Annotated in this window: 27 protein-coding genes; 21 read left to right on the top strand and 6 right to left on the bottom strand. The window is 62.2% G+C overall.

Annotation, left to right across the window (positions count from 1 at the left end; translation table 11 throughout):
- Positions 1-272: 272 nt before the first annotated feature.
- On the top strand, positions 273-1,853 hold the full coding sequence (locus M2A_RS17420; RefSeq protein ID WP_197052911.1) for an MFS transporter: 1,581 nt from the start codon (positions 273-275) through the stop codon (positions 1,851-1,853).
- A gap of 24 nt (positions 1,854-1,877) precedes the next feature.
- Here the strand turns inward: M2A_RS17420 and M2A_RS10870 are convergent, their stop codons facing one another.
- Positions 1,878-2,648, bottom strand: coding sequence for a CPBP family intramembrane glutamic endopeptidase (locus M2A_RS10870; protein WP_045447150.1), 771 nt, complete (start codon positions 2,646-2,648; stop codon positions 1,878-1,880).
- Positions 2,649-2,900: 252 nt separating this feature from the next.
- Between M2A_RS10870 and M2A_RS10865 the strand changes: the two genes are divergently transcribed.
- Complete coding sequence (locus M2A_RS10865; protein ID WP_045447147.1) at positions 2,901-3,263, top strand: DUF4345 family protein; 363 nt, start codon at positions 2,901-2,903, stop codon at positions 3,261-3,263.
- 16 nt (positions 3,264-3,279) lie between these two features.
- Here the strand turns inward: M2A_RS10865 and M2A_RS10860 are convergent, their stop codons facing one another.
- A complete protein-coding gene (locus tag M2A_RS10860; RefSeq protein ID WP_052379404.1) occupies positions 3,280-4,302 on the bottom strand; it encodes an alpha/beta fold hydrolase in 1,023 nt (340 codons plus the stop codon).
- Positions 4,303-4,583: 281 nt separating this feature from the next.
- On the opposite strand from M2A_RS10860, the gene ykgO reads away from it, so the two are divergent.
- From ykgO to M2A_RS10830, 6 genes are all read left to right on the top strand, one after another.
- Positions 4,584-4,709, top strand: a complete 126-nt coding sequence (gene ykgO / locus M2A_RS10855; RefSeq protein WP_045447145.1) for a type B 50S ribosomal protein L36 — start codon at positions 4,584-4,586, stop codon at positions 4,707-4,709.
- A 125-nt stretch (positions 4,710-4,834) separates the two neighbouring features.
- A complete protein-coding gene (locus M2A_RS10850; RefSeq protein ID WP_045447144.1) occupies positions 4,835-5,452 on the top strand; it encodes an HAD family hydrolase in 618 nt (205 codons plus the stop codon).
- Positions 5,449-6,102 carry an HAD family hydrolase gene (locus tag M2A_RS10845; RefSeq protein ID WP_045447142.1) on the top strand — a complete coding sequence of 218 codons (654 nt, stop codon included), beginning with the start codon at positions 5,449-5,451 and terminating at the stop codon, positions 6,100-6,102. Before M2A_RS10850 ends, M2A_RS10845 begins: the two co-directional genes overlap by 4 nt.
- Positions 6,103-6,171: 69 nt before the next feature.
- The gene (locus M2A_RS10840; RefSeq protein ID WP_045447140.1) at positions 6,172-7,230 is read left to right on the top strand and encodes a saccharopine dehydrogenase family protein; all 1,059 of its coding nucleotides are present in this window, start codon (positions 6,172-6,174) and stop codon (positions 7,228-7,230) included.
- Between the two features lie 60 nt (positions 7,231-7,290).
- On the top strand, positions 7,291-8,016 hold the full coding sequence (locus M2A_RS10835) for a tetratricopeptide repeat protein (protein WP_052379403.1): 726 nt from the start codon (positions 7,291-7,293) through the stop codon (positions 8,014-8,016).
- 84 nt (positions 8,017-8,100) lie between these two features.
- On the top strand, positions 8,101-9,102 hold the full coding sequence (locus M2A_RS10830) for an alpha/beta fold hydrolase (protein ID WP_052379402.1): 1,002 nt from the start codon (positions 8,101-8,103) through the stop codon (positions 9,100-9,102).
- Between the two features lie 38 nt (positions 9,103-9,140).
- Here the strand turns inward: M2A_RS10830 and pyk are convergent, their stop codons facing one another.
- From pyk to M2A_RS10815, 3 genes are read right to left on the bottom strand one after another with little or no spacing between them, the layout of a single operon-like run.
- A complete protein-coding gene (gene pyk, locus M2A_RS10825; protein WP_045447137.1) occupies positions 9,141-10,574 on the bottom strand; it encodes a pyruvate kinase in 1,434 nt (477 codons plus the stop codon).
- Between the two features lie 4 nt (positions 10,575-10,578).
- Positions 10,579-11,049: a DUF1036 domain-containing protein gene (locus tag M2A_RS10820; protein ID WP_081875565.1), complete on the bottom strand. Its 471-nt coding sequence runs from the start codon at positions 11,047-11,049 to the stop codon at positions 10,579-10,581.
- Between the two features lie 25 nt (positions 11,050-11,074).
- The gene (locus M2A_RS10815) at positions 11,075-12,355 is read right to left on the bottom strand and encodes a glycerate kinase type-2 family protein (protein ID WP_045447134.1); all 1,281 of its coding nucleotides are present in this window, start codon (positions 12,353-12,355) and stop codon (positions 11,075-11,077) included.
- 43 nt (positions 12,356-12,398) lie between these two features.
- On the opposite strand from M2A_RS10815, the gene M2A_RS10810 reads away from it, so the two are divergent.
- From M2A_RS10810 to M2A_RS10790, 5 genes are all read left to right on the top strand, one after another.
- Positions 12,399-13,265: an N-formylglutamate amidohydrolase gene (locus M2A_RS10810; protein WP_081875564.1), complete on the top strand. Its 867-nt coding sequence runs from the start codon at positions 12,399-12,401 to the stop codon at positions 13,263-13,265.
- A gap of 23 nt (positions 13,266-13,288) precedes the next feature.
- Entirely contained in the window at positions 13,289-13,603 is a 315-nt protein-coding gene (locus M2A_RS10805) for a DUF1244 domain-containing protein (protein ID WP_045447131.1), read from the top strand.
- A 118-nt stretch (positions 13,604-13,721) separates the two neighbouring features.
- A complete protein-coding gene (locus M2A_RS10800; RefSeq protein WP_045447128.1) occupies positions 13,722-13,988 on the top strand; it encodes a DUF2312 domain-containing protein in 267 nt (88 codons plus the stop codon).
- Between the two features lie 164 nt (positions 13,989-14,152).
- Positions 14,153-15,910, top strand: coding sequence for a bifunctional helix-turn-helix transcriptional regulator/alpha/beta hydrolase (locus M2A_RS10795; protein WP_045447125.1), 1,758 nt, complete (start codon positions 14,153-14,155; stop codon positions 15,908-15,910).
- Between the two features lie 118 nt (positions 15,911-16,028).
- Entirely contained in the window at positions 16,029-16,469 is a 441-nt protein-coding gene (locus M2A_RS10790; RefSeq protein ID WP_156101736.1) for a hypothetical protein, read from the top strand.
- Between the two features lie 106 nt (positions 16,470-16,575).
- Here the strand turns inward: M2A_RS10790 and M2A_RS10785 are convergent, their stop codons facing one another.
- The gene (locus M2A_RS10785; RefSeq protein WP_045447119.1) at positions 16,576-18,066 is read right to left on the bottom strand and encodes a sigma-54-dependent transcriptional regulator; all 1,491 of its coding nucleotides are present in this window, start codon (positions 18,064-18,066) and stop codon (positions 16,576-16,578) included.
- A gap of 425 nt (positions 18,067-18,491) precedes the next feature.
- Here M2A_RS10785 and M2A_RS10780 point away from each other — a divergent pair, with 425 nt between their 5' ends.
- The 8 genes from M2A_RS10780 (at position 18,492) to M2A_RS10750 (ending at position 26,178) form a co-directional block, all read left to right on the top strand.
- Complete coding sequence (locus tag M2A_RS10780; RefSeq protein ID WP_158597189.1) at positions 18,492-19,334, top strand: OmpA family protein; 843 nt, start codon at positions 18,492-18,494, stop codon at positions 19,332-19,334.
- Between the two features lie 191 nt (positions 19,335-19,525).
- On the top strand, positions 19,526-21,364 hold the full coding sequence (locus M2A_RS10775) for a M3 family oligoendopeptidase (protein WP_045447113.1): 1,839 nt from the start codon (positions 19,526-19,528) through the stop codon (positions 21,362-21,364).
- 92 nt (positions 21,365-21,456) lie between these two features.
- Positions 21,457-22,770 (top strand): ABC1 kinase family protein, encoded by a 1,314-nt coding sequence (locus M2A_RS10770; protein WP_045447325.1) that lies wholly within the window; start codon positions 21,457-21,459, stop codon positions 22,768-22,770.
- 64 nt (positions 22,771-22,834) lie between these two features.
- Positions 22,835-23,272, top strand: coding sequence for a PaaI family thioesterase (locus M2A_RS10765; protein WP_045447110.1), 438 nt, complete (start codon positions 22,835-22,837; stop codon positions 23,270-23,272).
- The gene (locus M2A_RS10760) at positions 23,272-24,264 is read left to right on the top strand and encodes an alpha/beta fold hydrolase (protein ID WP_081875562.1); all 993 of its coding nucleotides are present in this window, start codon (positions 23,272-23,274) and stop codon (positions 24,262-24,264) included. The genes M2A_RS10765 and M2A_RS10760 overlap by 1 nt, the downstream gene beginning before the upstream one ends.
- 148 nt (positions 24,265-24,412) lie before the next feature.
- Positions 24,413-24,562, top strand: a complete 150-nt coding sequence (locus tag M2A_RS17790; RefSeq protein ID WP_081875561.1) for an aa3-type cytochrome c oxidase subunit IV — start codon at positions 24,413-24,415, stop codon at positions 24,560-24,562.
- A 162-nt stretch (positions 24,563-24,724) separates the two neighbouring features.
- Entirely contained in the window at positions 24,725-25,864 is a 1,140-nt protein-coding gene (locus M2A_RS10755) for a Re/Si-specific NAD(P)(+) transhydrogenase subunit alpha (RefSeq protein ID WP_045447107.1), read from the top strand.
- Positions 25,864-26,178 carry a proton-translocating transhydrogenase family protein gene (locus M2A_RS10750; protein WP_045447105.1) on the top strand — a complete coding sequence of 105 codons (315 nt, stop codon included), beginning with the start codon at positions 25,864-25,866 and terminating at the stop codon, positions 26,176-26,178. Before M2A_RS10755 ends, M2A_RS10750 begins: the two co-directional genes overlap by 1 nt.
- Position 26,179: the final 1 nt, after the last annotated feature.

Here is a 26,179-nt window from a genome sequence, read left to right as displayed (position 1 = left end):
CTTTCCGGTCTTTTCATGCCGGTCCATTGCTCGCCCAGACCCCGGCCTTGTCGCCAGCCACGGCGAACGGTAGCCGCTCTTTAGGGCGCGTCAATGGCGCTGCCCCCGGCCCATTGTGCCGCTGCGTCAAAATTGTCCTTCGCGAGCATGTGAAACCTGAAAAACAGGACGGGGAATCTCCGGTAATTTGACCGGCGGGCATTGGCGCGGGGGCCTGAATGGCGTAAATGAGGGGCGCGCGAGGTGCGCCTGCCGCCGGACCGGGAATGCTCATGTCTGCTCCAGAAGATCAAAAAGAAAAACAGCTTCCGGAAACAGACAGGGAGAACCTGCCGGGCCTGCGCGCGACAACACCGGCCGAACGCCAGCGCGCCTTCCGCATTCTCTTTGCCTGTCTGCTCGGCCTCGGCATGGGGCAGAACCTTTTCTTCGCCATCCTGCCGCCCATCGCCCGCGACCTTGGCATGAGCGAGGTGGACACGAGCCTGATCTTTTCGCTCTCCGCTTTTCTCTGGGTGCTCTCCAGCACGTTCTGGGGCCGGCGCTCGGATGTGATCGGGCGCAAGCCCGTCATCATGATCGGGCTGACGGGCTTTGCCGTCTCGACCACGGGCTTTGCGCTGGTCGTTCTTGCAGGCCTGTCGAACTGGATCTCCCTTGCCCTTGTCTTTCCGATGCTGATGTTCGTGCGGGCGATTTTCGGCACATTCGGGTCGGGCGCGCAGCCTTCCGCGCAGGCCTATGTGGCCGACCGCACCTCGCGCTCCGAACGCGCCTCGGCGGTTGCCTCGCTCGGGGCAGCCTTCGGCATCGGTCTTGTCGTCGGGCCGGGCTTTGCCGCGGCGCTCGCCAATATCCATATTCTCGCGCCGTTTTTCGCGGTTGCCGCCATTGCCTTTGTCAGCGCCATCGCGATCTGGATTTTCCTGCCCGAGCGCACGCCGCCAAAGCGCAAGAAGCGGCGCTGGGACAAGAGCCTGAAAATTTCCATGCAGGACCCGCGCGTGCTCTCCGCCATCGTCATGGCAATCGCGCTTGCCTTTTCCATGACCTCGCTCGTCCAGCATGTGGCAAGCGACCTGGCCGCGATGATCGGTCTGGCAAGCCCGCGCGCCGTGCGCTGGACGGGCATCTTGCTCATGGCGGCGGTGGGGGCGGCGGCGGCGGCGCCGATCTGGGTCATTCTGCCGCTGAGCAAATTGCCGCGGCCCGCGCGCGATGAAAACGAAAAGCCGAAACTGGCGCTGACCGACCGGCGCGTCATTCCGATCCTCATCATGGGGGTGGTGCTTGCCTTCAGCCAGACCATCGCCATGCAGACCGTCGCCTTTTATTTCATCGATAAGCTGCATCTCGACAGCAAGGAAGCGGCGCAGATGGTGGGCGTCGCGCTGATGGCCATGGCCATGGCGACGCTTTTCGCGCAGATCGGGCTCATTCAGCGCTTCAATCTGTCGGTGCAGTTTCTCCTGCGCTGGGGCGCGGGCATCACCGCCATTGCTTTTGTTCTGATGGGCTTCGGGGACAGTTACGGGCTGCTCGTCGCCGCTTTTGCGCTGTCAGGCCTCGGCTTCGGTTTCCTGCGCCCAGGGCTGCAGGCGAAAGGCTCGCTTATGGTCTCACCAAACGAGCAAGGCGCAATTGCCGGGATCATCGGCTCGACGGCGGCGACCGGTCATATCATTAACCCGATCATCGGTATGCCGCTTTATCAGTGGATGCCCGAAGCGCCGTACTTCCTCGGCGCGGGCCTGATGCTTTGCTTCCTCGCCTATGTGGCGTTTCATCCTTCCGTGCGCGATATGTCGGACAGTATCGAGGAAGATGAAGACCCGGACATTCACGTCCACTGACATGTCCCCTGGCACGTCCACTGATCAAAGCGCGCTCGCGGTGGCCACGGTCACGATGAAATTGTTCGTCATGTGAAAGAAAATGGCGGGCAGGAGCGATCCGGATTTCTGATAGAGCATGGCGCAGATGAAGCCAAGCGTGCCGATTTGCGCGAGCGCGAGGGCCGTCGCTGCCCCGTCGCCCACCATGTAATTGGTGTGAACGGCGGCAAAAAAGGCGCTGGTGAGAAAGGCCGCGGCAAAGACACCGATCTTCGTGCGCAGCCAGGCGAACAAGACGCCGCGGAAATAAATTTCTTCCGCAATGGGCGCAAGCAGGCCGAGCACCAGGAGCGTCAGCAGAATATTACCATCGCCGAGCACCTGCCGGTTCTGCTCTTCGATGAGCTCCACGCCTTCGGCATTCAGCCAGAGATTGAGCCCGGCAAAGACGAGGATGAAACCGGTCCAGAGCGCCAGCGTGATCAGCGCCCAGCGCGGCCGGGTTTTGCAGAGCCCCGCGCGGGCAAGCGGGATGCGCCGCCCGAGCAAAATCGCGCCCCAGGTGACAAGCGTGATGATGTAAAGAACAGCGGCAATGAGATGGGGCAAGAGCGCGCGGTCGAGCGCGCTTAGGAAATCGAGCGGGAAGAAGCGCCAGATGGCGGCGGCGAGGACCGTCATGGCGAAAGCCACAAACGGAATGATCAGGATATCGCGCCCTTCGATGGCCGGACGCAGCTCAGGCGCTGGCGCATTTTGGGCCGGATCTGCCGCCGGGCCCCCATCTTCCGGGGCCCTTGTAAGGGGGTCCATGAACTTAATTCCGTTTTCTTACGTATCTTTCTAAAGCCGGCTCGTTGAACCGGGCCGCATGTCCCCAGCGATCCAACCTCGCGGCTCTATAGTGGGGGCTTGGGCTAAGGGCGCCAAGGCACGGGGCCGGTATAAAGACATGCGCCGGGCCGGTTCTTGTCCGGTGATGCGGGAAGGCCACGCTGTACCGGCCCGGTTTCCCGAAGCGGGACGGTTTATCGGCGCTAAAGCGCCGGAAAAAGGAGAGGAATAATGTTCTATCTGGGACTGCTTGGCGCGCTTTCGGGCCTCGGCCTTGGCGCGCTTGGGCTGCTGCGCCCGCATGCGGCCTTGAGGCTTGTGGGGCTTGGCCTGCGCGAGGGGGCGCCGCACGGCATTTCGGAAGTGCGCGCGACCTATGGCGGGCTTTTTGTCGGTATGGAAGCGGCCATTTTATTGGGTGGCGAGCCGATGCTTTATCTCGTCGGCGCGGCGGCTTGGTTCGGCGCGGCCATCGCGCGCACCGCTTCCATGATCGCTGACAGGATCGTCAACGGGCCCAATCTTATGGGCACGGGCACGGAGCTGATCATCGGCGCGCTGCATCTGGCGCCGCTGTTTCTTTTGAAGGCGTGAGGAGCGCGCGGGGGCGTTATTCTGCCGCCGCGCAAAGATTGCCAGTCTTGGGATCGCCAGGCTCAGCCTTTGCGCCGAGCGCGCCTTCCGCCTCCCACGAGCTCATCAGCGCATGAACGGCGCTTGAAAAGGCGATGGGCTGGTCCAGCATGATGTGATGCTGGGCATGGGGAATGGTGAAGATCGGCGCATCGGGCCGGGTCTTGCGCATGAAGGCGATGGTCTCCGGATCATAATCCTTGCTCTGCGCGCCGTAGATACCGGCGACCTTGCAGGGCATGGTGCGGAACATCTCGGCATGATCCGGGCCCATATGCAGGCCCTCATAAGCGAAGGGATCGAATTTCCAGGTCCAGCCGCTCGCCGCTTCCGGGCCGCGGCCCCGGTCTTCGCCCTCTTTCACTTCGATGAGCGAATGGCCGCCGATATAATCAAGGATATAGCGGTTCACGCAGTCCTGCAGCGGGGCGAGACGGAAGCGGGCCGCCGCCGTTTCGAAATCCGGATAGATGCGCGTTGCCCGGCGCGGGGGATCGTTCTTAAACCATTCCATGGCGTTTTCGGGCGGGCAGACGCGGAAGTCGCACAGCATCACGCCGCCGAGCCGGTCGCCATAAAGGCCGCCGGTGATCAGCGTGACGAAACCGCCGAAGGAATGGCCGACAATGACCGGCTTTTCGCCGAGCCCGCCTTCGAAGGCGACGGCGGCGATCGCATGGGCATAGGTCTCGCGGGTATATTCGGTGCGCCAGCCGCTATCGCCCATGCCCGGCAGGTCCATGGAGGCGACATTATAATCGTCCGTGAGCTGGGGGGCGATGAAGTCGAACCAGCGCGCATGGGCGCCGTTGCCATGAACGAAGACGAGGCCCGGCCGGTCCGCGCGCTTTGCCTTCCAGAACCGGTAGTGGATTTTCGTGCCTTCCGAGGTTACGAACCGGGTTTCGCCTTCTTCGGCCAGCGCCTTGCGGAACCAGTCCGGGCGGTGGTGAATGAGGTCTTCTTCCGGAAAAAGGGCGATTTCTGGCTGGTTACTCATGATAATTCCGTAAAAATGGCGCCTGCGTCATCTTTTGCGCCATGGTCTAGCGCGGCTGGCCGGGCTTTGCAAAGCCAAGATCGGGCCGGATCGGGGCCCGGCCTGCATATAAGGGCAGGCATGGCTGCAAAAAAGCCCAGAAAAGGCGCGCTTTGCCCGGTTGACAGGGGGGCATTCTCCCCTTAGGTTCCGCGCCCAGTTTCCAATTTCCGCCGGTCGCCGGGTGCGGGCGCTTTTCAGCCTGTCCCAATGCCCAGCGAACCATCCCAGAGGACGGGCCCATGAAAGTCAGAAATTCGCTTAAGTCGCTGCGCAGCCGCCATCGGGACAACCGTATCGTGCGCCGCAAAGGCCGTCTTTATGTGATCAACAAGACGAACCGCCGCTTCAAGGCCCGCCAGGGCTGAGGCATGGCAGGCGCTCCGGCGCTGCGATAGAATTTGAAAAGGCCGTGCCTTCGGGTGCGGCCTTTTCGTTTGGCATAATGACTTTCGCGATTCGGCCAAAATCAGAGTAAGGCGGGGAGGAGAGCTTGAACGGCATTACCCATGTGGTGTTCGATATCGGCAATGTGCTGGTGGAATGGAACCCGCGCCATCTTTACCGCAAGCATTTCGAGCGCGAGGCGGAGATGGAAGCCTTCCTTTCCAACGTGTGCACCATGGACTGGCATATCGCCCATGATGCCGGGGTCTCGTTCGAGGATAATGCCGAGAAGCTGAAAGCCCGCCACCCGGATCATCATGCGCTCATCGATATCTGGGGCGCGCGCTATCTGGAAATGTCGCCGGGCGCGGTGCCGGGCATGGAAGCGCTTGTCGGGACGCTGAAGGAAAAAGGCCTCGCGCTGCACGGCCTCACCAATATGCCCGCCAGCATCTATCCCAAGCTGCACGCGCGTTACCCGGCCATGCAGGCGCTGGAGGTGACGGTCGTCTCGGGCGAGGAAAAGACGCTGAAACCCGATCCCCGGCTTTATGAGATTCTCATCGCCCGCGCGGGACTGCCCGTTCGAGCCACGCTTTATATCGATGATTCAGCGCCGAATGTGCGCACCGCCGAAAAGCTGGGCATGTACGGGCACCATTTCCAGAATGCAGGCGGACTTGCCCGCGAACTTACTCAGCTTGGGCTTTTGGAGGCCTCATGAGTGAAAGGCGCCCGAAGGCCGTTATCTTCGATATGGGCAATGTGCTGATCGGCTGGGATGCGCGCGCCCGCTACCGTGCGCATTTTGAAAATGAAGCGGCGCTCGATGCGTTTTTCCGCACGCTCTTCCGCGAGATTTACGATGCCGTTCACGACGATGAGCGGGAGATGGGCGCCTGTCTTGCGCCGCTGAAAGAAAAGCATCCCCATGCGCGCCACCTCATTGAGATTTATGAAAAAGACTGGGGCTCGTTTCTCACCGGGCTGATCGAGGAAAGTGTCGGACTTGTCCATGCGCTGCATGGGGCGGGCATCAAGCTTTACGGGCTGACGAACTGGCCGCATCAGGTCTGGCCGCCGCATCGCGCCGTGCCGGACACGAGAGATCATTATGCTTTCCTGGATCTCTTCGAGGATGTGCTGGTCTCGGGTCAAGAGCGCCTGCGCAAGCCCGATCCGGAAATTTACCGGCTGGCGCTTTCCCGTTTTCAGCTTTCGCCGGGCGAGGCGCTTTTCGTGGACGATCTGGCTGAAAACATCGCCGCAGCCAAGGCGCTGGGCATGCATGGGCATGTTTTCGAGACCCCTGCAGGGCTGCACGCCGCGCTTTGCGCGCATGGGCTCTTGCCAGATAAGGGGCGGGCGGGATAGGAACCCAGCAGCTAAATTTTCGCTGCGCCGCGTTCACTGACACATGCGCGCAGCCTGGAGGAGAACAATATGCCTGATCGTATCCTGATTTACGGAGCGACCGGCTATACCGGTAAACTCGTTGCCCGCAAGGCCAAGCAGCAGGGGCTGCGGCCCATTCTGGGCGGGCGCAACCCCGCCAAGCTGAAAAGCGTGGCCGGGCAAATGGCTTTCGAACATCGCACCGTGGACCTGAATGACCGGGCGGGCCTTGAGAAGGTTCTGAAGGAAGTCGATGTCGTTCTGCACATTGCCGGGCCGTTCTCCCAGACCTCCCGGCAGATGGTCGATGCCTGTATCGCAACGGGCACGCATTATCTCGACATTACCGGCGAGATCGATGTTTTCGAGGCGTGCGCGGCGCGCGATGCGGAAGCCAAAAAGGCCGGCGTCATGCTGATGCCGGGCGTCGGCTTCGACGTGGTGCCTTCCGACTGTCTTGCCGCGCATATGAAGCGGCGCATGCCCGATGCCAGTGAGCTGACGCTTGCGATTTCCGGCCTCGGTTCCATGTCGCGCGGCACGGCGAAAACGGGGGTGGAGAGCATCCGCTTTGGTACGCGCATCCGGCGGGATGGGAAAATTCTTTCTTCCAAAGCCCCGCTCGTGCGCGAGATCGATTTCGGCCAGGGCGTGAAGAAAAGCGTTGCCGTGGGCTGGGGCGATGTCTCGACCGCTTACCATTCGACGGGCATTCCCAATATCACGGTCTATTTCGAGGCAACGGCGCAGCTTGAACAGGCGGCGAATATCGGCCCCTTCCTGCGCTGGGTGCTGAGTACCGGGCCTGCCCAGCGGATGCTGAAGAAAAAGATCGATCAGCAGCCGGAAGGTCCGGACGATGCCCAGCGCGCGGAGGGGTATTCCATCCTGCTCGGCGAGGCCGTGAACGAGGCGGGGGACCGTGTGGTTTCGCGCCTGCGCACGCCGGAGGGCTATTCGCTGACCGCGCTCACCTCGCTGGAGATCGTGCGCCGGGTTATGCAGGGCAATGCGGTGCCGGGCTATCAGACGCCTTCAAGTGTTTTCGGACCCGATTTCATCACGGAATTCCCCGGCTGCGAGCTGGAAGACCTGAATTCGGCCTGATGTGATCACCGGCTTGTGATGGGGAAGGGCAGGCGTTTTGACGTTCTTTTTGCCCTCCCCATGGCCAAGCGGGATTTCCCGCACTATCGTTACGGCATGAAGCCCCCTGTTCTCACTGCCCTTTTGGGCGGCCTTTTTATTGCGGTATCGGCAAGCGCTGCCCAGGCGGAACCGGGGCAGGGGCTGAAGGAGCGCTTTGGGCTGACGCCGGATGCGCGCCCGGATGCGCTCGAGCCTAAAACTGAGGCGGGTGAAGAAGCTGCCCCTTCCCGGGATACTCTTTCGGCGGATGAGTTTGCCTCGCGCGAGGCTTTTCTCGATTCTCTTTTCGACCGGCTCAAAGAAGCCGAGAACCCGGAGCAAGCTAAGATCGTGGAAGCGGCGATCTGGAAGCTCTGGACGAATTCGGGCAGCGCCAGCATCGATTATCTGATGGACCGGGGGCTCGGCGCCATGGCGGCGGGCGAGCAGGGCGAGGCGCTGATTTATTTCACGCAGGTGACGACGCTGGCGCCGGGCTATGCGGAAGGCTGGTCGAAGCGCGCCACGCTTTACTATCTGATGGAAGATTATCAGCGCGCGCTCAAAGATATCGAGCAGACGCTGCGCCTCGAACCCCGCCATTTCGGCGCGCTGGGGGGCCTCGCGCTTTTGCTCAATGAGCTGGGCGACAAGGAAGGCGCGCTTTCCGCTTATCGCAAGGTGCTGAAGGTTTATCCTCATCTGCCCGGCGCGCAGGAAGCGGCCGAGCAGCTTTCCGAGGAAGTGGAAGGCCAGGGTATTTAAGCGCTGCGCCGCCGCCCTATACTCTCAACGCAATGATGATCGGTCGTTTCTGCCGTTTGGGCAGACTGAGCACAGGGGTTTGATGTGTCGTTTCTCGTTTGGGTTGCCGGCGTGCTTGGCGCGCTTCTGATTGCCGCTTTTGCCTATTCCGCTTTCATGAACGGGCAGGCGGCGGACAAATTCCCCCCGCTCGGCAAATTCGTCGAGGTGAAGGGCGCGCGGCTTCATTATGTGGAAGCGGTGCCGGAAGGCGGCGGCAAGGGCGTGCCCATCGTGCTCATTCACGGGGCAAGCGGGAACCTGCGCGATTTTCTGGTTTCTATCTTTCCCGGCCTTGCCAAGGAGCACCGGGTGCTTGCTTTCGACAGGCCCGGCCATGGCTGGAGCGAGCGGCCCGATATCGAGGATATTCACGACCCGGCCCGCCAGGCGGAGCTGATCCGCGATGCGCTTCTTAAACTCGGCATCGAAAAGGCCGTGGTGCTCGGCCATTCTTGGGGCGGGGCGGTGGCGGCGGCCTATGCGCTGGAATTTCCGGAGAACCTTGCCGGGGTCCTTGTGATGTCCGGGGCGACGCATCCTTGGGAGGGCGGCGTTGCCTGGTATCATTCGGTGGTGCGCACGCCCCTCATCGGCGGGCTTTTTGCGCGCACACTCGCGGTGCCGGGCGGACGGTTTCTCTCCCAAGCCGGGATCGCGGGAAATTTTGCGCCCGATCCTGCGCCCGAAGGGTTCGGTGCGGATATCGGCCTGCCGCTGCTTTTCCGCCCGGCCAATTTCAAGGCGAATAGCGAGGATACGGGCAATCTCAAATCTCATCTTGCCCGCCAGTCGAAACGCTACGGCGAGATTGCCGTTCCCACCATCATTCTGACCGGCAACAGGGACCGCACGGTGCGCGCCAAAATCCATTCCTATGTGCTGCATGAGCAGATCGAGGGATCGGAACTGATCAAGCTGAAAGGCACGGGCCATATGCCCCATCATGTGCATGGGGGCGTGGTGCGCGAGGCGCTCTCGCGCCTGGCAACGGGCGGGCCTCTGCGCCCCGGTCTCCATGAGATCGAGGCGCCTGAAGCTCACTAAAAGGTCCGGGCGCGGCTAAAGAAAAGAGGCGGCGGGGCTCAGCCCACCATGCCGCCTTTCTCGCCGACAAAAGCAACGCGCAGCATATTCGTTGCGCCGGGCGTGCCGAGCGGGACGCCGGCGGTAATGATGATGCGCTGGCCGCGCTGGGCAAAGCCTTCCCGGAAGGCGATGCGGCAGGCGCGGTCGACCACGTCGTCAAGGTCCTGTGCGTCTTCGGTGAGAACGCAGTGCAGCCCCCAGACAAGCGCGAGGCGCCGTGCGGTCTCGGTGATCGGCGTCAGCGCGATGATGGGAAATTGCGGGCGCTCGCGCGCGGCGCGGATGCCGGTCGAGCCCGAATTCGTCCAGCAGACGATGGCGGCGGCATTGAGCGTATCGGCAACGGTGTGGGCGGCGGCGGAAATCGCATCGGCGCTCGTTGCTTCAGGCTCCGTGCGCTGGCCGTATATGATGGAGGAATAGTTGGGATCGTCCTCCACTTCGACGGCGATGCGGTTCATCATTTCCACCGCTTCGATGGGATAATCGCCAGCCGCCGATTCCGCCGAAAGCATGATCGCGTCCGCCCCTTCAAAGACGGCGGTCGCCACGTCCGAGACTTCCGCGCGCGTCGGCATGGGTGAGGAGATCATCGATTCCAGCATTTGCGTTGCCACGACCACGGGTTTGCCGGCTTTGCGGGCAAGGCGCGTGATGCGCTTTTGCCAGCCGGGCACTTGCTCGATCGGCAGTTCGACGCCAAGGTCCCCGCGCGCCACCATCAGCCCGTCGGCCAGATCGAGAATGCCGTCAAGCTCGGTCAGCGCGTTGGGCTTTTCGATTTTCGCGATAATGGCCGCGCGCCCGCGCGCAAGTTTGCGCGCTTCGGCGACATCGTCCGGGCGCTGAATGAAGGACAGCGCCAGCCAGTCGATGCCGAGCGAGAGCGCGGCTTCAAGGTCCGCGCGGTCTTTGTCCGAAAGCGCAGAAAGGCCGAGCGTCGCATCGGGCAGGTTGACGCCCTTGCGGTCCGAGAGCACGCCGCCTTGCAAGACTTTCGTGATGGCGTAATCGGCCTCGGCTTCCTTCACTTCAAGGCGGATGCGCCCGTCATCGAGCAGCAGATTGCGCCCCGGCGCAATGGCGGCGAAAATCTCCGGATGCGGCAGGTTCACCCGCGTGACATCGCCCGGCGCGGGGTCGAGGTCGAGGCGGAAACTTGCCCCTTCCTTCAGCTCCACCGGGCCGTTTGCGAATTTTCCGACGCGCAGTTTGGGGCCTTGCAGGTCCACCAGAATGCCGATGGGCCGGCCGACTTCCGCTTCCACCTGGCGCAGATAGCCATGCATCTTTTTCAGCCCTTCATGATCCAGATGGCTCATGTTGAGGCGGAAGGCATCGGCGCCGGCATCGTGCAGCGCGCGGATGCGCTCGGGCGTGTTCGTTGCCGGGCCAAGGGTCGCAAGGATCTTTACGTTACGGCGGCGCATGTTTTTACCTGTCTTTCGGTTCCGGCATATTGCCCGGGCTGCGGGCGGAGAAAGGAATGTCGAGGCGCCAGTCTAGCGCGGTGCCGGTATCAACTTCATGAAAACCGGCGCGCGCATAGCCGCGCCCGGTGCAGTCCGACCTGCCTTTGATGGTGAAGGCGGTGGGCGAAATGCACAAGGGGGCAGACCCGCCCCAGACCCGGCCTTCGCGCGTATCGACGGCATGAAGATAATAGAACCGGGCGGTGAGCTTGCCTGCGAGCAGCTTTGTACAGCTTTCGGGCGCCAGCTGCCACCAGCCTTCCGACACCCAGTCCTGCCCGTCATGATAGCCGAGCGCTGCGGAAAGCGGCACGGCAAGGCGGTTGCAAACGCTGAGATCGGCGCGTGCCAGAGGCGTAGCGGAAAATGTGATGACGAGCGCGCCCGCAAGAGACGCTGCGATAGAGGAGAATCTTGCGGACGGGGAAAACATCGGGGAACTCTGAATTAGGCGCGACTCAGGGGCTTGGAAGGACGAGAATAGCGCGGAAATCGTTCACATTCGTAAAAGTGGGGCCGGGGGTGAGAAGCGCCTCCGCGGCGCGCAGAAAATCGCCCGAGGCATGGCGGGAGAGCGCTTCTTCCCCGCTCAGGCCGCTTGCCGCGCCGCGTGCAAGCGTTTCAGGTGTGATGAGCGCGCCGGCCGGATCGTCTTTTTCGCCGCTGCCGCCATCATTGCCGTCCGTGTCCCCGGCAAGGGCAAAGATGCCGGGCGCGCCTTCAAGGGCAAGGGCGAGCACCAGGGCATATTCCTGATTGGGCCCGCCATTGCCGGGCACGGCGTCTTTTGCCATCGTTACCGTCACTTCGCCGCCGGAGAGAAAAAGCTGCGGCGGCCCTTTATGGGCAAGCGCAAGCTTTGCATGGGCGCGGGCAAGATCGCGCGCTTCCCCTTCCAGCGCATCGCCCAGCAATGTGACGCCGAGCCCTGCCGCCCGGGCTTCCTCCGCAGCTGCCGCCAGCGCGTCTTTTGGGGCGGCGACAATCTCATAGCGCTTGTTTTTGAAGGCAGGGTCGCCCGCACGCGGGGCCTCCGGCGCCGCCTCCAGCGCTTTTTGAAGGGCGGGCGTGAGAAGGCCCCGCGACTTTAAAACGGCAAGGGCATCCTCACGTGTGCCTTTGGCCGGTGCCATGGGGCCGGAGGCGATGGCGGCCGGATCGTCCCCTGCCACATCGGAAATGGCGAGGGTGAGGGCGGGGGCGTTGATCGCGGCGGCAAGGCGCCCGCCTTTTACTTTCGAAAATTGCGCGCGCACTTTGTTTATGTCCTGAATGGGCGCGCCGGAGCGCAGGAGCGCGCGGGTCAGCGCCCGCTTTTCTTCAAAGGAAACGCCGCCAATGGGCGCGGTCATCAGCGCCGAGCCCCCGCCGGAAAGCAGCACGAGTACGAAATCCTCCGGCCCCGCCTCGCGGGCAAGGGCAAGCAGTTCCTGCGTGGCGGCAAGGCCGGCAGCATCGGGCACGGGGTGGGCAGCTTCCACCGTGCGGATGCGGGCCGTGGGAAGCGCGTGTCCATAGCGGGTGATGACGAGGCCGCTTAAGGAGGGGTGGTCCGCGTAAGCCTTTTCCACGGTGAGTGCCATGGCGGAGGCGGCTTTGCCGGCACCCAGAACGATCAACTTTTTGTTGGGGGCCAAGGCGGGAAGATGCGGCGGCAGGCAGGTTTCGGGCTGCACACGGGCAATGGCGCGCGCGAAAAGGCGCGGTAAAAAAACAGCCGGGTCTTCCAGAAAAGCCATTGGCCCCGTTCTCCTTGGCGCGCGGCATGATTATATTGCGGCCATGCTGACCGAAACCCCGCCTTCTCCTATCCTGAAATCCGCCTCTTTGAAACCGGGCCGCGATGGTGCGGTTGATGGTGCGGTTGAAGTCATCGAAGGCGCGGCCCGTACCGGGCTGCTTTTGCTCTGCGATCACGCCTCCAACGCCTTGCCGGAAGGATATGGCACGCTGGGGCTTGCGGAAGAAGAATTTTCCCGCCACATCGCCTATGACATCGGCGCGGCGGAAGTGACGCGGCGCCTTGCGGAGATGATGGAAGCTCCGGCGCTGCTCGGGCGCTATTCGCGTCTCCTCATCGATCTGAATAGGGGCGAGGACGATCCGACCCTTGTCATGAAGCTGTCGGATGGTGCGATCGTGCCGGCGAACCGGCTCGTCGATCCTTACCGGGACGCAGAAGAATTTCAAAACCGCCTGACGCGTTTTCATCAGCCCTATCACCGCGCCGTTGCAGGCGCGCTTGAGCATTTAAGCGCGCGCGGCCATGTGCCGGTGATCATTTCCATTCACAGTTTTACCCCGGCCTGGCGCGGGGTACAGCGGCCCTGGCATACGGGAGTGCTCTGGGACCGCGATCACCGTGTGCCCGACGCGCTGTTTGAAGGCTTTGCGCGGGAAGGAGGTTTGACCGTCGGCGACAATCTTCCCTATATCGGCTATCTGAAAGGCGATACGCTTTACCGGCACGGCACGGTGAACGGCTATGCCCATGCGCTGATCGAAATCCGCCAGGATTTGATCGCCGCGCGCGAGGGACAGGCGGAATGGGCCGCGCGCCTTGCCCGTCTGCTGACCCCTATTTTGGAACGCGGCGATATTGCCCGCGTTCAGCATTTCGGCTCGCGCAGCCATGAGGCGCGCGGGTGAGGATTATTTGAAAGGAGCCGCTCATGACGAAGGACATCGACAAGCAGACGGAAACGGAATTGCAGGCCGCCGCCTTCCGCCGGCTTCTGGCGCATCTGGATGAACGCAAGGACGTGCAGAATATCGATCTGATGATCCATGGCGGCTTCTGCCGCAACTGCCTGGCCGATTGGTACAAGGAAGCGGCGGAAGAAAAAGGCATCGCGCTCGACAAGATGGAAGCGCGCGAGATCGTCTACGGCATGCCTTTTGCCGAATGGAAAGAAAAATATCAGGCCAAAGCCAGCCCGGAGCAGATCGCCGCTTTCGAGGCAGCGCAGAAAAAACACGGGCAATAGCAGGGCTTAGTCGGCATCTGCATTTTGCGTTTGGGCGGCGCTTGCGGGCGGAGGGCGGCGGCGCTATGTTGCCGCTCCTTAAATTTCAGTACCAGTTTGACGAGCGGAGACTTTCCTCATGGCGGACGGAAACGCGCCTGCGGGCGCAACGACCATCGCCCAAGATCAATTGCGGGCCTATATCGAACGGATCGAACGCCTTGAAGAAGAAAAGGCGGCAATTGCCGCCGATATCAAGGAAGTCTACGCGGAAGCCAAAGGAAACGGCTTCGACACCAAAGTCATGCGCAAGGTGATTTCGCTGCGCAAGAAAGATCAGGCCGAGCGCCAGGAAGAAGAAGCGGTGCTGGAACTTTATCTGCACGCGCTGGGCATGCTGGGCTAAGCGAAGCGCTGAAGCCGTCGCGCTATCTTATCTAAAAGGCCGTTCCGAAGGGGATGGCCTTTTGTTTTGGTGCGGGGTGGCAGGGCGTTTTCTTTCTGCGTAGTCTTGGCCTTGTAGTGGCCGCCATTTTTCAGGCGGTGCATCTGGGGGCGTAAGATCAGAGGATGAGCAGCGTACCGTTTCACGGGCCGGCGGACATAACCGGACAGGCGCAGGAGGCGCGCGCGCCTTATGCGCTTCTCTCCGACGTGATCGCCAGTCTTTATGCCTATGCCGCCGATCCGGAAAACTGGGAAGATCTCTTGCGTTTCACCGAGCTTGTGGACCGCAAGGAAGAGAGCCTGTCCAAAGACCTTCTCGCCGAAATTTCCCGTCATCTGGAAGAAGCCGCGCGCCTTGCCGAAGAACGAATGGCGCAAAGCGAAGCGTCCGGCACGCAGCGGCCGCCTGCGGCTTTTCTGGCGCTCGATGGGCGCGGGCGTCTTCTAAATTTCAACGAGGCGATGGCCGCGCAGCTTTCCCCCCTTACCGGCGGGTTTGAAGAAGGGGCGGCGTTGTCCTGGAACGCGCGCGAAGACCGCAAGGCATTTGAGGAAGCTCTCAAGGCCGTGCGGGAGGGAGCGGGCGCCCGGCTGGTGCGGCTCAATATGCATGCGCCTGGGGCCATGCCGGTCTTCGGGTTCCTGCTGGAAGGCGCGCGCTTGCCTGGAATGGGCCTGGCGCTGCCGCAGCAGGTGAACAAGGAAGCGGCGGCGGTTTTTCTTATGCCCGCCCGCCCGCTCAGTTTCGATGAAGAGGTGCTTTCGGCCTCCCTTCTCGGTCTGTCACCGGCGGAGGCGCGGCTTGTCGGCGGGCTGACGCGCGGCCTTGCGCTGAAGGAAGCGGCCCGCGCCCTCGGCATTTCGCCCAATACCGCGCGCAATCAGCTGGCAAGCGTCTTTGAAAAATTCGGTCTCAACCGGCAGGGCGATCTCATCCGCCATGTGGCCGAGCTCATGGTGCTGGGCGCGCATCTTTCGGGCGCGCGGCAAGCCCCGCCGGAAAGCGATGCGCGGCTTTATGTCGAGCTGCCGGACGGGCGCCGGCTTGCTTACCGGGAATATGGCGCGCGGGAGGGAAAGCCTGTCCTTAATCTTGTGCCCGCCATTACGGGCAGCTTTTTACCCCGCCGCAAATCAGAAGCGCTGCAGCGCAGCGGCATCAGGCTGATCCGCGTGGAGCGGCCGGGGACGGGCGGCTCCACCTTCGATCCGCATATGACGATCCAGAGCTTTGCGAAAGACTTGCGCTCTTTCATGGATGCGCTGGGGCTGGAGCGCGCTGTGCTTTACGGCTCGGCTTCGGCGGCGCCTTTCGTGCTTGCCGCGGCAAGCGAGCTGGGCGCGCGGGTGGAGCGGGCCGGGCTCACGGCGCCGCGCATCGATGTGCATCTTGAAAAAGATTACCGCAACAATCCCGCGCTTTCTTTTTACGGCAGTCTCATCCGCAATGGCTGGCTGCGGCGGGGCGCGCTGCAGCTTCTGCGGCAAAAGCTGTCGCGTAAAGTCTTGAGCGGCATGATGCAGCGCTTCTTTCAAGGCGCGCCGGCCGATGCCGCGCTTTTGAAAGCCGACCCGGCTTTGCGGGAAGAACTTCTCGATGCGCTTTACGATTCCCTCAGCCTGCAGGTGGAAGGGGTGATCCGGGAAAGCGAGCTTGCCTCGGGCGGCTATCAGCTCGATCCGACCCAGATCCGCTGCCCGCTTCATGTCTGGCTGGGGGGCGAGGATACGCAGGTGCCGCTGGAGGAAGCGCGGGAGGGTATTGCCCGCTTTTCGCCCGCGAGCCTGCGCGTCTTTGAAGGCGAGGGGCATCTCATCAGCGCCGCTCGCCTTGCCGGGATATTGGACGAGCTTGTCCACGCGCCTTCAAAGGCAGGCTAGCCGGTTTTTCTGCGGGCCTTTGGTATATCTGTACCATTCCGCCTCTATCCCCCTCCCGGCACTCTCCCTTTCAGACAGTCACCTGCCCGCGCTGCGGGCGGCAGGGAAGGGGATGGATATGGTTCGCGTAACAACTCAATCGGCAGGGCGCCCGGCGAAAGTGGCGGCAAGCCTTCTTGCCTCGGCCTTCTTGCTCGCCGCCTGCCAGACCACGGGGCAGCAGCAGTCTTTGCAGGTTCAGCAGCCGGGCGATGCCAGCATGAGCTGCGCTGAGCTTGCCGGTGAAATCGGCGCCATGGATCAGGTGATCGGCGAGGCGAACGCTGCCGAAACCGAAGGCCAGCTTACCGGCGCAGGGATTGCCGTGGCCGAGCAGGCAGCGATTTATGGCGGCGCGGGGGCAGCGCTCGGCCGGGCCTTGCCGGCGGCGTCCGTTCTCAGCGGGTTCCTCGGCTCGACCCAGCAGGCCGCCCAGCAAAGCGCCAAGGAGCGGGCTCAGGCGGCGCAGCTGCGCCGGACCTCGCTGATGGGCATTTATCAGGGCCGCGGCTGTTCTTGAGTTCGCTTTACTGGCGGTCGACGTCCCCAGCGAAGGCCGGCAGTAAAAGAAGGGGCGCCGCATGCGGCGCCCCTTCAAGTTCCCCCGGTTCGGATAGTCCGTGAGACTATTCGCCCCTCACATCAAGGCCGAGATCGCGGACCTTGCGGTAAAGCGTCGAGCGGCCGATGCCGAGCCGCCGGGCGACCTCGGACATGTGGCCTTTATATTTGTCGATGGCGAGGCGGATGAGATCGGCCTCCACATCCTCCAGACGGCGCATGTTGCCTTGTTCATCGGTAACGGAAACGCCGCCGGAAATGTTGGACATGGCAAAGTCGGTCAGCGTCTGGCGGAAGCCGCCGCCCGTTGCCGCGCCCTGCATGACGGGCATGGGCGCTTCGGCGGGTGCGGGCGGGGTCGCATCGAACCCGTCGAGCTGCGAGGCGATTTGCGGGAAATCGGCAATCGTCAGTTCGGCCCCGTCCGCCAGCACGATGGCGCGGAAGATGGTGTTTTCCAGTTGGCGCACATTGCCCGGCCAGTCATAGGCATGGAGCATCTGCATTGCGTCCGGCGTGACGGCGGAAACGTTCTTGCCTTCTTCGGCGGCCAGGCGGCTGACGAAGTGGGAGACAAGCTCGCCCAGATCCTCGCGCCGCTCGCGCAAGGGCGGAATGTTGATCGGGAAAACGTTGAGCCGGTAGTAAAGGTCTTCGCGGAAATGGCCTTGCTTGACCATTTCGATCATGTCGCGGTTCGTCGCCGAGATGAGGCGGATATCCACCTTTACCGGCTTCTTCGCCCCGACGGGATCGACCTCGCCTTCCTGGATGGCGCGCAGCAATTTTACCTGCATGTCGAGAGGCAGCTCGCCGATTTCGTCGAGAAAGAGCGTGCCGCCATTCGCCTCGACGAATTTACCGGCGTGCTTTTCGCTGGCCCCCGTAAAGGCGCCTTTCTCATGGCCGAAGAGAATGCTCTCGATCAGGTTTTCCGGAATCGCGCCGCAGTTCACGGTCACGAAGGGCCGGCCCGCGCGGTCGCTCTCGCCCTGGATGGCGCGGGCGAAGACTTCCTTACCCACGCCGCTTTCCCCTTCGATGAGAACGGGGATGTTGGACTGGGCGGCCCGGCGGCCGAGCTTCAGCGCATTGCCCATGGAAGGCGCGCCGGCAATGATGTCGTCGAAGGTGAGCTGGCCTTGCGCTTTTTTCTGCAGCCGGTTGATCTCGCCGGTGAGCGCGGTGACTTTCAGGGCGTTGCGGATGGAGACATGCAGGCGCTCCGGGCTGACGGGTTTGACCACGAAGTCGTCGGCGCCGGCACGCATGGCTTTGACCACCGTCTCGATGCCGCCATGGGCGGTGAGCACGATGACGGGCAGCGCCGGGTGCTGCGGGCGCAAGGCTTCGAGCACTTCCATCCCGTCCATGCCGGGCATGACGAGGTCTAGGATCATCATGGAGATGTCCTTGGCGTGAATGCCGCCCATGATCTCCATGGCCTCGGTGCCGCTTTCGGCCGTCAGCGTCCGGTAGCCGTCGCGTTTCACCACTTCTTCGAGAATCCGCCGCTGCGCCGGATCGTCATCGACGACGAGAATCGTCTGAGCCATGCCTATGTCCCCAACAGAACGTGTTTGCGCCCGCTTTTGCCGCCCGCCTCGCTCGAATGCCGCGAGACCGGGGCGGGCAGGCGCGCCGCATCAATTTCCGGGGCATGGTGGCGGGCAAGTGGTAAAGGCCGGTTTAAGGCGGGGTGAGTTTTGTGCCGGGAAGGCACGATAAGGAAACTTATCGTTAATTCGCGCGTTACCATGACAATGCGCAGAAAAGCTAGAGATTTGCCGAAAATACGGGTGTTGCGGTCAAGTGACTCTTGTAGCTGAAAAGAGACTAAAATCCTCGATATGGCTTGAAGACCGCGGGTCTTCCGTGCCATCCATAATATTCAAGCAAACCGGTTGACTGCGAACCGGTGGGGTCCGGGCCACCCGTCTCTTAATTACGGGGGGTAGATCAAAAAATGACGGAGATTGGGATGAACATTCTATCCCGGCTAATTGCGGTAACTGCGTTCCTGGGGCTGGCTGCGTGCGGCACCTGGACTGCGGAATCGTATTTGGACGACGAGATTTCGGGCAATGATTTCAATGCCTGCCTCGCGCGCGAATACCAAGACCGTGCAACGTCGGAAGCTTATGTGGACTGCAACTGGGTCGATACTGCCAAGATCGTCGCAAAGGGCCGCGCTGCCCAGGCCGGCGAAACGGTACTTCCCTACGATCCGGCTAACCATGCCGTTCTGCCGAGCGACCTCGGCGAACTGCAGGATGCCCGTGCCCGCCTGATGGCTGCACTGGACAATGGCGGCCGCGAAGGCGACCAGGCTTGCGCTTGCGCCAAAGCTCAGCGTCACTATGACGGCTGGGTCGAACAGGCCAGCGACAACGACCTGGGTGAAGGTGGCGCATGGTTCGGCGGCCCCGGCGGCCCCGTTCAGCCGGAGCGTGTGGAAGCTGAAAAAGCAGCTTTCTACGAAGCTCTGACCGAATGTGAAGCTGCCCCGGTTGGCCCGTGGACGATTTACTTCGGCTTCGACAAGTCGAACCTCACGGCCGAAGCTCAGGCTGTTGTGGAAGAAATCGCCAATGTTGCCGGCAGCAAGACGCTGAACGTTTCGGGTTACACCGATACGTCCGGTTCGTCCGCTTACAACCAGGCTCTGGGTCAGCGCCGTGCTGACGCCGTTGCCGGTGCTCTGAGCGCCCGCGGCGCTTCGGTCGGCACGACCGGCACCTACGGTGAATCGAACCTGGCTGTGCAGACCGGCGACGGTGTGCGCGAACCGCTCAACCGCCGCGCGGTTGTGACGGCCGAGTAAGCCAGCGCCTTTAAGGCATCGCCTTAAAGACGAAGAGATCAGCCCCGGCGGCAACGCCGGGGCTTTTCTTTTTCAGCACTTTGTGTTCTGCGGGCAGGGCCGGTTCTGCTCTTTTGACCGCCCGCCCCATTGATCGCGGCCCCCGAGGCCGATATTGAAGGGATCGGAACATCCCCGGCGAAGGAGCTTTCATGAAAAGGCGCGATCCAGTGACCAGCCCATGCTTGGACAAAGCTGAAAGCGGCGCAAAAGCGCTGGGCGAGCTGCCGCGATGGGATCTCTCCGTCTTCTATAAAGGCCCGGACGATGCGCGGATCGCCGACGACCGCAAGGCAGCGCTGGACGAGGCCGCGCGCTTTGCCGAACGTTATGAGACGAAGCTTGCCGCGCTTGCCGAGGCGGGGGACGCGCTGGCGCTTGCCGAGGCGATCGAGGCTTATGACGGCTTGCAAGACAAGGCCGGGCGGCTCGGCTCCTATGCCTCGCTGCTTTATGCCGAAGATTCGACCATTCCCGCCCATGCCAAGCTCTATGCCGATATTCAGGGCTGGAGTGCGGACATGGCCGCAAAGCTCCTCTTCTTCACGCTGGAGCTGAATGCCATTGAGGAAGAAAAGCTGGCGGCGCTCTGCGCGCGCGAGCCGCGCCTTGCCCGCTACCGCCCCTTCCTGCGTGATTTGGCGCTGGAACGTCCTTACGAGCTTGCCGCGGATATGGAGCGGCTTTTGACCGAGAAATCGGTGACGGGGCGGGCCGCCTGGAACCGGCTTTTCGATGAAAGCATGGCACGGCTGCGCGTCGAGCTCGACGGCGAAAAAGTCTCGCTCAACGAGGCACTGGACAAGCTTTCCGAACCCGATGAAAAACTGCGCGAGAAGGCGGGTAAGGCGATTGCCGCGAGTTTCGCCGAGGAAGTGCCGCTTTATACGCTGATCACCAATACGCTTGCCAAGGACAAGGAGATCGAGGACCGCTGGCGCGGTTTTGAAGATGTCGCCATGTCCCGCCATGTCGCGAACCGGGTGGAAGCGCCGGTGGTCGATGCGCTGCAAAGCGCGGTGCAGGCTTCTTATCCTGATATTTCACACCGCTATTACGCGCTCAAAGCCAAATGGATGGGCAAGGAGCGGCTGAATTTCTGGGACCGCAATGCCCCGCTGCCCGAAGACGACAATAAGCTCGTCTCCTGGGAGGAGGCACGTGAGACGGTACTGAGCGCTTATGCCGGGTTCGACCCGGAAATGGCGCGTCTTGCGGGTGATTTTTTCGAGCGGCAATGGATCCATGCGCCCGCCCGCCGGGGCAAGGCGCCGGGCGCTTTTTCCCATCCCACGGTGCCGAGCGCGCATCCTTTCGTGCTTTTGAACTATATGGGCCGCCCGCGCGATGTGATGACGCTCGCCCATGAGCTCGGCCACGGGGTGCATCAGGTGCTTGCCGCGGATCAAGGCCCGCTTCTTTCCGACACGCCGCTCACCTTGGCCGAAACGGCAAGCGTTTTCGGCGAGATGCTGACGTTCCGCAGGCTCCTGGCCAATGCTAAGGACGCGTCCCAGCGCCGGGTGCTGCTTGCCTCCAAGATCGAAGACATGATCAACACGGCGATCCGGCAGATCGCGTTTTACACGTTCGAGCGGCGGGTGCATGAGGCGCGCCGCGCCGGTGAGCTGACATCGGAGGATCTGGGTAAAATCTGGATGGAGATACAGGGGGAAAGCCTGGGGCCGGCCATTCATCTCGATACGGAGTATCAAAACTTTTGGTGCTATATCCCGCATTTCATCCATGCGCCTTTCTATGTTTACGCCTATGCCTTCGGGGAATGTCTCGTCAATTCGCTCTATGCCGCTTACGAGGCGACGCCGGACGGCTTTGCGCAGAAATATTTCGATGTGCTGCGCGCGGGCGGCACGCTGCGCCATAAGGAGTTGCTGGCGCCCTTCGGGCTCGATGCGAGCGATCCGGCTTTCTGGGATCAGGGCCTATCGGTCATTCGCGGTCTCATCGACGAATTGGAGGCCGATCTTTGAGCGAGGAAAAACCGCCGCAGGGCAAAGACAAGCCCCCTCGCGATAAGGCTGGGCCTGCCCGCGATAAAGAAAGCAACCGGCTTTCCGGGCGCATGTCCCGTTATGCCCGGGTGGGCGCGGGCGTCGGCGGTTTTGCGGCGAAATATGCCGGCCAGCGGTTTTTCGGGTTCGATGTCGACAGCGACAAGAATGCGCGCGAGCTTGCCGCGGCGCTGGGCGGGCTGAAGGGCCCGATCATGAAAGTCGCTCAGATGATGGCGACGATCCCCGAAGCGCTGCCCGCCGAATATGCCGAGGAACTGGCGCAGCTCCAATCCGCCGCCCCGCCCATGGGCTGGCTCTTCGTCAAACGGCGCATGATGGCCGAGCTCGGACCAGGCTGGCAGAAGAGATTTGCCGAATTCGAAAAGGAAGCGGCCGCCGCCGCCTCGCTCGGCCAGGTGCACAAAGCCCGCTCGCTGGAAGGCACGGCCCTTGCCTGCAAGCTGCAATATCCGGATATGCAATCGGCGGTGAATGCGGACCTCAAGCAGCTCGATTTCATCTTCTCGCTTTACCGCCGTCTCGATCCGGCAATCGATCCGCGCGAGATTGCCGAGGAGATCGGTGAGCGCCTGCGCGAAGAGTTGGATTACGATCTCGAAGCAAGGCACATCGCGCTATACCGCGACATGCTCTCGGACGAGCCGCGCATCGAAGTGCCGGATGTCTTGCCCGAGCTTTCCACCAAGCGGCTCCTCACGATGAGCTGGCTCGAGGGCAAGCCGCTTCTCTCCTTCAAGGAGGACACGCTGGAGCGGCGCAACGCCATTGCCTCGGCCATGTTCGTTGCCTGGTGGCATCCCTTCAGCCGCTACGGCGTCATTCACGGGGACCCGCATCTTGGCAATTACACGGTGCGGGAGGATTGCGGGATAAATCTTCTCGATTTCGGCTGTATCCGGAAATTTCCGCCTTCTTTCGTGGAAGGGGTGATCGAGCTTTACCGGGCGCTGGAGACGAACGATACGGACCGCGCGGTCGCCGCTTATGAGCGCTGGGGCTTTAAAAACCTCTCGCGCAAGCTCGTCGATATTCTCAATCTCTGGGCGGGTTTCATCTATGGCCCGCTTCTCGATGACCGCGTGCGCACCATCGCCGATGGGGTGACGCCGGGGGAATATGGCCGGGCCCAGGCTTTTGCCGTGCATAAGGCGCTCAAAGAGCACGGGCCGGTGACACCGCCGCGCGAGTTCGTTTTCATGGACCGGGCGGCGATCGGGCTGGGCGGGGTTTTTCTGCATCTGGGCGCCGAGCTTAATTTCTATAAGCTTTTCAATGAGGCGATCGACGCTTTCGACGTCACCCAACTTGAAAAGCGCCAGGGCCGCGCGCTAAAGAAGGCGGGTCTTACATCCGCTGCCTGAGGGTGCCCGCTATGCGAGCGGGCCGGCCCAATGAGGCGGGGCGATAAAGGGGTGCGTATCGCTCATGACCGACGATCTTCTGGAAGAAAACGCCGTTCCCATTCCCGAAGGCTACCAGTCCATGAATTGGACCCGCGGTTTCGGGCGTCAGATCGGGCCGCTTTATGAGCGCATCGAAGAGGACGGCAGCTACCGGCGCGCCTTTCTGGTGCAGGATCATCACACCAACGGCATGGGCAATTGTCATGGCGGCATGCTTATGGCCTTTGCCGATGTCGCTTTCGGTCACGCGGTAACCATGGCCTATCACCGCTACTGGGTGACGGTGCGGCTTTTGACGGATTTCATCTCGGCGGCCAAGGTCGGCGACTGGGTGGAAGGCACGGGCATCGCCACGGGCGATGAAGATGATTTCATCACGGTAAAAGGCCGGATATGGTGCGGGGACCGCACCATCATGACGGGAACGGGCGTCTTCAAGGCGCTTGGGGAGCGCCCATAATGAATGACACCGACAAACATGCCAAAAGCCCGCTGGTGGCCGAGCAGGAAGCCGAACAGCGTCAATTCGAGCTGGCGCCGGGCGATTCCATCGGCCCGACCGTGGTCGCGCCGCCCGAATGGTTCAAGCGCGCCATTGAGACGCCGGTGGAAAGCCGCAAGGTGGATGTGGAGGGCACGCCCATCCATTACCTGCATTGGGGCGATCCCGATAAGCCGGGCCTGCTGCTCGTCCATGGCAACGGGGCGCATGCCTATTGGTGGTCCTTCATCGCGCCGTTTCTGGCCAAGGAATATTCCGTCGCCGCCATGGACCTTTCGGGCATGGGCGATAGCGGCTTCCGCTCCCATTATTCGATGGAAAGCTATGCCGAAGAGCTGATGGCGGTGTGCGAGGATGCCGGGTTTTTCGACAATGAAGAGCCGCCCATCATCGTCGGCCATTCCTTCGGCGGCTTCGTGACGATCCTTGCCGGGGCGCTTTACGGCGAGCGGCTGGCGGGCACGGTCATCGTGGACAGCCCCGTCAATCCGCCGGACCGGCCGGGCGGGCCGCCCAACCGGACGATTCGCCCGCACCGGGTCTATCCGACGCTGGAAGAGGCGATGGGGCGCTTCCGCCTTGCCCCGCCGCAGCCTTGCGAGAATTTCTACATCACCGAATATGTCGCCCGTCATTCCCTGAAAAAAGTGGAAGGGGGCTGGACCTGGAAATTCGACCCGCGCATCTGGCGGCGTTTTTCCATCGGCGATCCGGCCGAGCGGCTGCGGGCCACGAAGTGCCGCATCGCGGTGATGCGCGGGGAATATTCCGTGCTGCTGCCCGAAGAGATCGGGGATTACATGTTCTCGCTTCTCGGCCGCGCCGCCCCGGTGATCGAGATCCCCCAGGCCCGCCACCATGTGCTGCTCGACCAGCCGCTGGCCTTCGTAGCCGCGCTCCGGGCGCTGCTGGCGGACTGGAATCACTCCCACCCGCACCGCAAATCCTGAATTCGGGCTTTTATTCCGTGCCCGGCGTGCCTCTTAGGGGGCTTGTGCGCCTGTGCGCGGGCTTTGCGCAGAGGCGATGCTTGCCGCCGGGGGGGCGTCTGGTATAGTCCGGCGCACATGTGAATTGCGTGAGCATTAGAGGCACAAAATGACCCAAGAAAACGCGCAGGCGGGCTGGAGCAAGGAAATGGCTGCCGAGGAACATATGCGGACCTATGACGGGTTCGTGAAGGGGACGAAATACGGCACGATTGCCCTGACCGTCCTTCTGATCCTGATGGCGATCACGCTTCTCTAGTTTTTCCGTTCAGCTCGCTCTTGTCATCCGGCGTTTCGAGCCTATTTGAGGCTCCGGATTGTTTAAGAATAATTCCAATTAGCAAGTGGTGCGGACCGCTGCTTGTCAGTCAAATGCGCGGGCGTCAGACCCCGCGCGAAAAGAGGGCTAGGCGAACCACTCATGAAACTCGCAATACCCAAAGAAACCCAAGAAGGGGAAACGCGCGTTGCCGCTTCTCCCGATTCGGTGAAGAAACTCGTGTCCCTCGGTCTCGACGTGGTGGTGGAGACCGGCGCGGGCGCCCATGCCAATTTTTCCGACGAGGCCTATAAAGAGGCCGGCGCGGCGATTGCCGCCTCGGCGGGCGATGCGCTGAAAGAGGCGGACATCGTCTTCAAGGTGCGCGGTCCCAGCGACAGCGAACTCGGCCAGATGAAGAAAGGCGCCATGGTGGCGGCGATCCTGAACCCTTACGGGAACCGGGACCGGGTGAAAGCCTATGCCGATGCCGGGATCAACGCTTTTGCCATGGAATTCATGCCGCGCATCACGCGCGCGCAGTCTATGGACGTGCTCTCCTCGCAGTCGAACCTTGCCGGCTATAAAGCCGTGATCGATGCGGCCGCCACATACGGGCGGGCGCTGCCGATGATGATGACGGCGGCGGGCACCATCGCCCCGGCGCGCGTTTTCGTTTTCGGGGCCGGTGTTGCGGGCCTGCAGGCCATTGCCACGGCCAAACGCATGGGCGCCATCGTCACGGCGACGGATGTGCGCGCCGCGGTGGCCGAACAGGTGAAAAGCCTTGGCGCCGACTTCATCATGGTCGAGGCCGATGAAGGCGATAGCGGGGAAACCTCCGGCGGCTATGCCAAGGAAATGAGCGAAGACTATAAGCGCCGTCAGGCCGCGCTCATTGCCGAGCATATCAAGAAGCAGGACATCGTCATTACCACTGCGCTCATACCGGGGCGTCCCGCGCCGGTGCTCGTAACCGAGGAAATGGTGCAGTCCATGAAACCGGGCTCCGTCATCGTCGATCTGGCGGTGGAGCAGGGCGGCAACTGCCCGCTTTCCGAAGCCGGCAAAGTCGTCGAGAAGCACGGTGTGACGCTTGTCGGCCATACCAATGTTGCCGGGCGTCTGCCCGCCGACGCGTCCTCGCTTTACGCGCGCAACCTGGTCAATTTCCTCACCCCCCTTATCGACAAGGAGAGCGGACAGCTCGCCATCGATTGGGAAGATGAAATCATTACCGGAACGCTGCTGACCAAAGACGGCGCAGTAGTGCATTCGGCACTCCAAGAAGGAGGCGCATGATGGAAGCGGCATTCGTAGATCCGTTTGTATTCCGCCTGGCGATTTTCGTGCTTGCGATCTTTGTGGGCTATTACGTGGTGTGGAGCGTGACGCCTGCGTTGCACACGCCGCTCATGTCCGTTACCAACGCCATTTCTTCCGTGATCATCGTCGGCGCGCTGATTTCCGTCGGCGTACAGCTCGGCGAGGCCGAGGGCGGTATTTTCGCCAAGGGCCTCGGCTTCGTGGCGACGGCGCTTGCAGCGGTGAACATTTTTGGCGGCTTTCTTGTCACGCAGCGCATGCTTGCGATGTACAAGAAAAAAGACCGGTAAG

Origin of the sequence: Tepidicaulis marinus (genome assembly GCF_000739695.1) — a bacterium.
Classification (GTDB): domain Bacteria; phylum Pseudomonadota; class Alphaproteobacteria; order Parvibaculales; family Parvibaculaceae; genus Tepidicaulis; species Tepidicaulis marinus.
The sequence above is the reverse complement of the archived record's forward strand: the minus strand, read 5'-3'. Positions and strand labels throughout refer to the sequence as shown.

Excerpts from the sequence above, each read along its gene's own strand:
- M2A_RS17420 (WP_197052911.1), top strand. The coding sequence starts at position 273 with ATGTCTGCTCCAGAAGATCAAAAAGAAAAACAGCTTCCGGAAACAGAC.
- M2A_RS10870 (WP_045447150.1), bottom strand. The coding sequence starts at position 2,648 with ATGGACCCCCTTACAAGGGCCCCGGAAGATGGGGGCCCGGCGGCAGAT.
- M2A_RS10865 (WP_045447147.1), top strand. The coding sequence starts at position 2,901 with ATGTTCTATCTGGGACTGCTTGGCGCGCTTTCGGGCCTCGGCCTTGGC.
- M2A_RS10860 (WP_052379404.1), bottom strand. The coding sequence starts at position 4,302 with ATGAGTAACCAGCCAGAAATCGCCCTTTTTCCGGAAGAAGACCTCATT.
- ykgO (WP_045447145.1), top strand. The coding sequence starts at position 4,584 with ATGAAAGTCAGAAATTCGCTTAAGTCGCTGCGCAGCCGCCATCGGGAC.
- M2A_RS10845 (WP_045447142.1), top strand. The coding sequence starts at position 5,449 with ATGAGTGAAAGGCGCCCGAAGGCCGTTATCTTCGATATGGGCAATGTG.
- M2A_RS10840 (WP_045447140.1), top strand. The coding sequence starts at position 6,172 with ATGCCTGATCGTATCCTGATTTACGGAGCGACCGGCTATACCGGTAAA.
- M2A_RS10835 (WP_052379403.1), top strand. The coding sequence starts at position 7,291 with ATGGCCAAGCGGGATTTCCCGCACTATCGTTACGGCATGAAGCCCCCT.
- pyk (WP_045447137.1), bottom strand. The coding sequence starts at position 10,574 with ATGCGCCGCCGTAACGTAAAGATCCTTGCGACCCTTGGCCCGGCAACG.
- M2A_RS10820 (WP_081875565.1), bottom strand. The coding sequence starts at position 11,049 with ATGTTTTCCCCGTCCGCAAGATTCTCCTCTATCGCAGCGTCTCTTGCG.
- M2A_RS10815 (WP_045447134.1), bottom strand. The coding sequence starts at position 12,355 with ATGGCTTTTCTGGAAGACCCGGCTGTTTTTTTACCGCGCCTTTTCGCG.
- M2A_RS10810 (WP_081875564.1), top strand. The coding sequence starts at position 12,399 with ATGCTGACCGAAACCCCGCCTTCTCCTATCCTGAAATCCGCCTCTTTG.
- M2A_RS10805 (WP_045447131.1), top strand. The coding sequence starts at position 13,289 with ATGACGAAGGACATCGACAAGCAGACGGAAACGGAATTGCAGGCCGCC.
- M2A_RS10800 (WP_045447128.1), top strand. The coding sequence starts at position 13,722 with ATGGCGGACGGAAACGCGCCTGCGGGCGCAACGACCATCGCCCAAGAT.
- M2A_RS10795 (WP_045447125.1), top strand. The coding sequence starts at position 14,153 with ATGAGCAGCGTACCGTTTCACGGGCCGGCGGACATAACCGGACAGGCG.
- M2A_RS10790 (WP_156101736.1), top strand. The coding sequence starts at position 16,029 with ATGGTTCGCGTAACAACTCAATCGGCAGGGCGCCCGGCGAAAGTGGCG.
- M2A_RS10785 (WP_045447119.1), bottom strand. The coding sequence starts at position 18,066 with ATGGCTCAGACGATTCTCGTCGTCGATGACGATCCGGCGCAGCGGCGG.
- M2A_RS10780 (WP_158597189.1), top strand. The coding sequence starts at position 18,492 with ATGAACATTCTATCCCGGCTAATTGCGGTAACTGCGTTCCTGGGGCTG.
- M2A_RS10775 (WP_045447113.1), top strand. The coding sequence starts at position 19,526 with ATGAAAAGGCGCGATCCAGTGACCAGCCCATGCTTGGACAAAGCTGAA.
- M2A_RS10770 (WP_045447325.1), top strand. The coding sequence starts at position 21,457 with ATGTCCCGTTATGCCCGGGTGGGCGCGGGCGTCGGCGGTTTTGCGGCG.
- M2A_RS10765 (WP_045447110.1), top strand. The coding sequence starts at position 22,835 with ATGACCGACGATCTTCTGGAAGAAAACGCCGTTCCCATTCCCGAAGGC.
- M2A_RS10760 (WP_081875562.1), top strand. The coding sequence starts at position 23,272 with ATGAATGACACCGACAAACATGCCAAAAGCCCGCTGGTGGCCGAGCAG.
- M2A_RS17790 (WP_081875561.1), top strand. The coding sequence starts at position 24,413 with ATGACCCAAGAAAACGCGCAGGCGGGCTGGAGCAAGGAAATGGCTGCC.
- M2A_RS10755 (WP_045447107.1), top strand. The coding sequence starts at position 24,725 with ATGAAACTCGCAATACCCAAAGAAACCCAAGAAGGGGAAACGCGCGTT.
- M2A_RS10750 (WP_045447105.1), top strand. The coding sequence starts at position 25,864 with ATGGAAGCGGCATTCGTAGATCCGTTTGTATTCCGCCTGGCGATTTTC.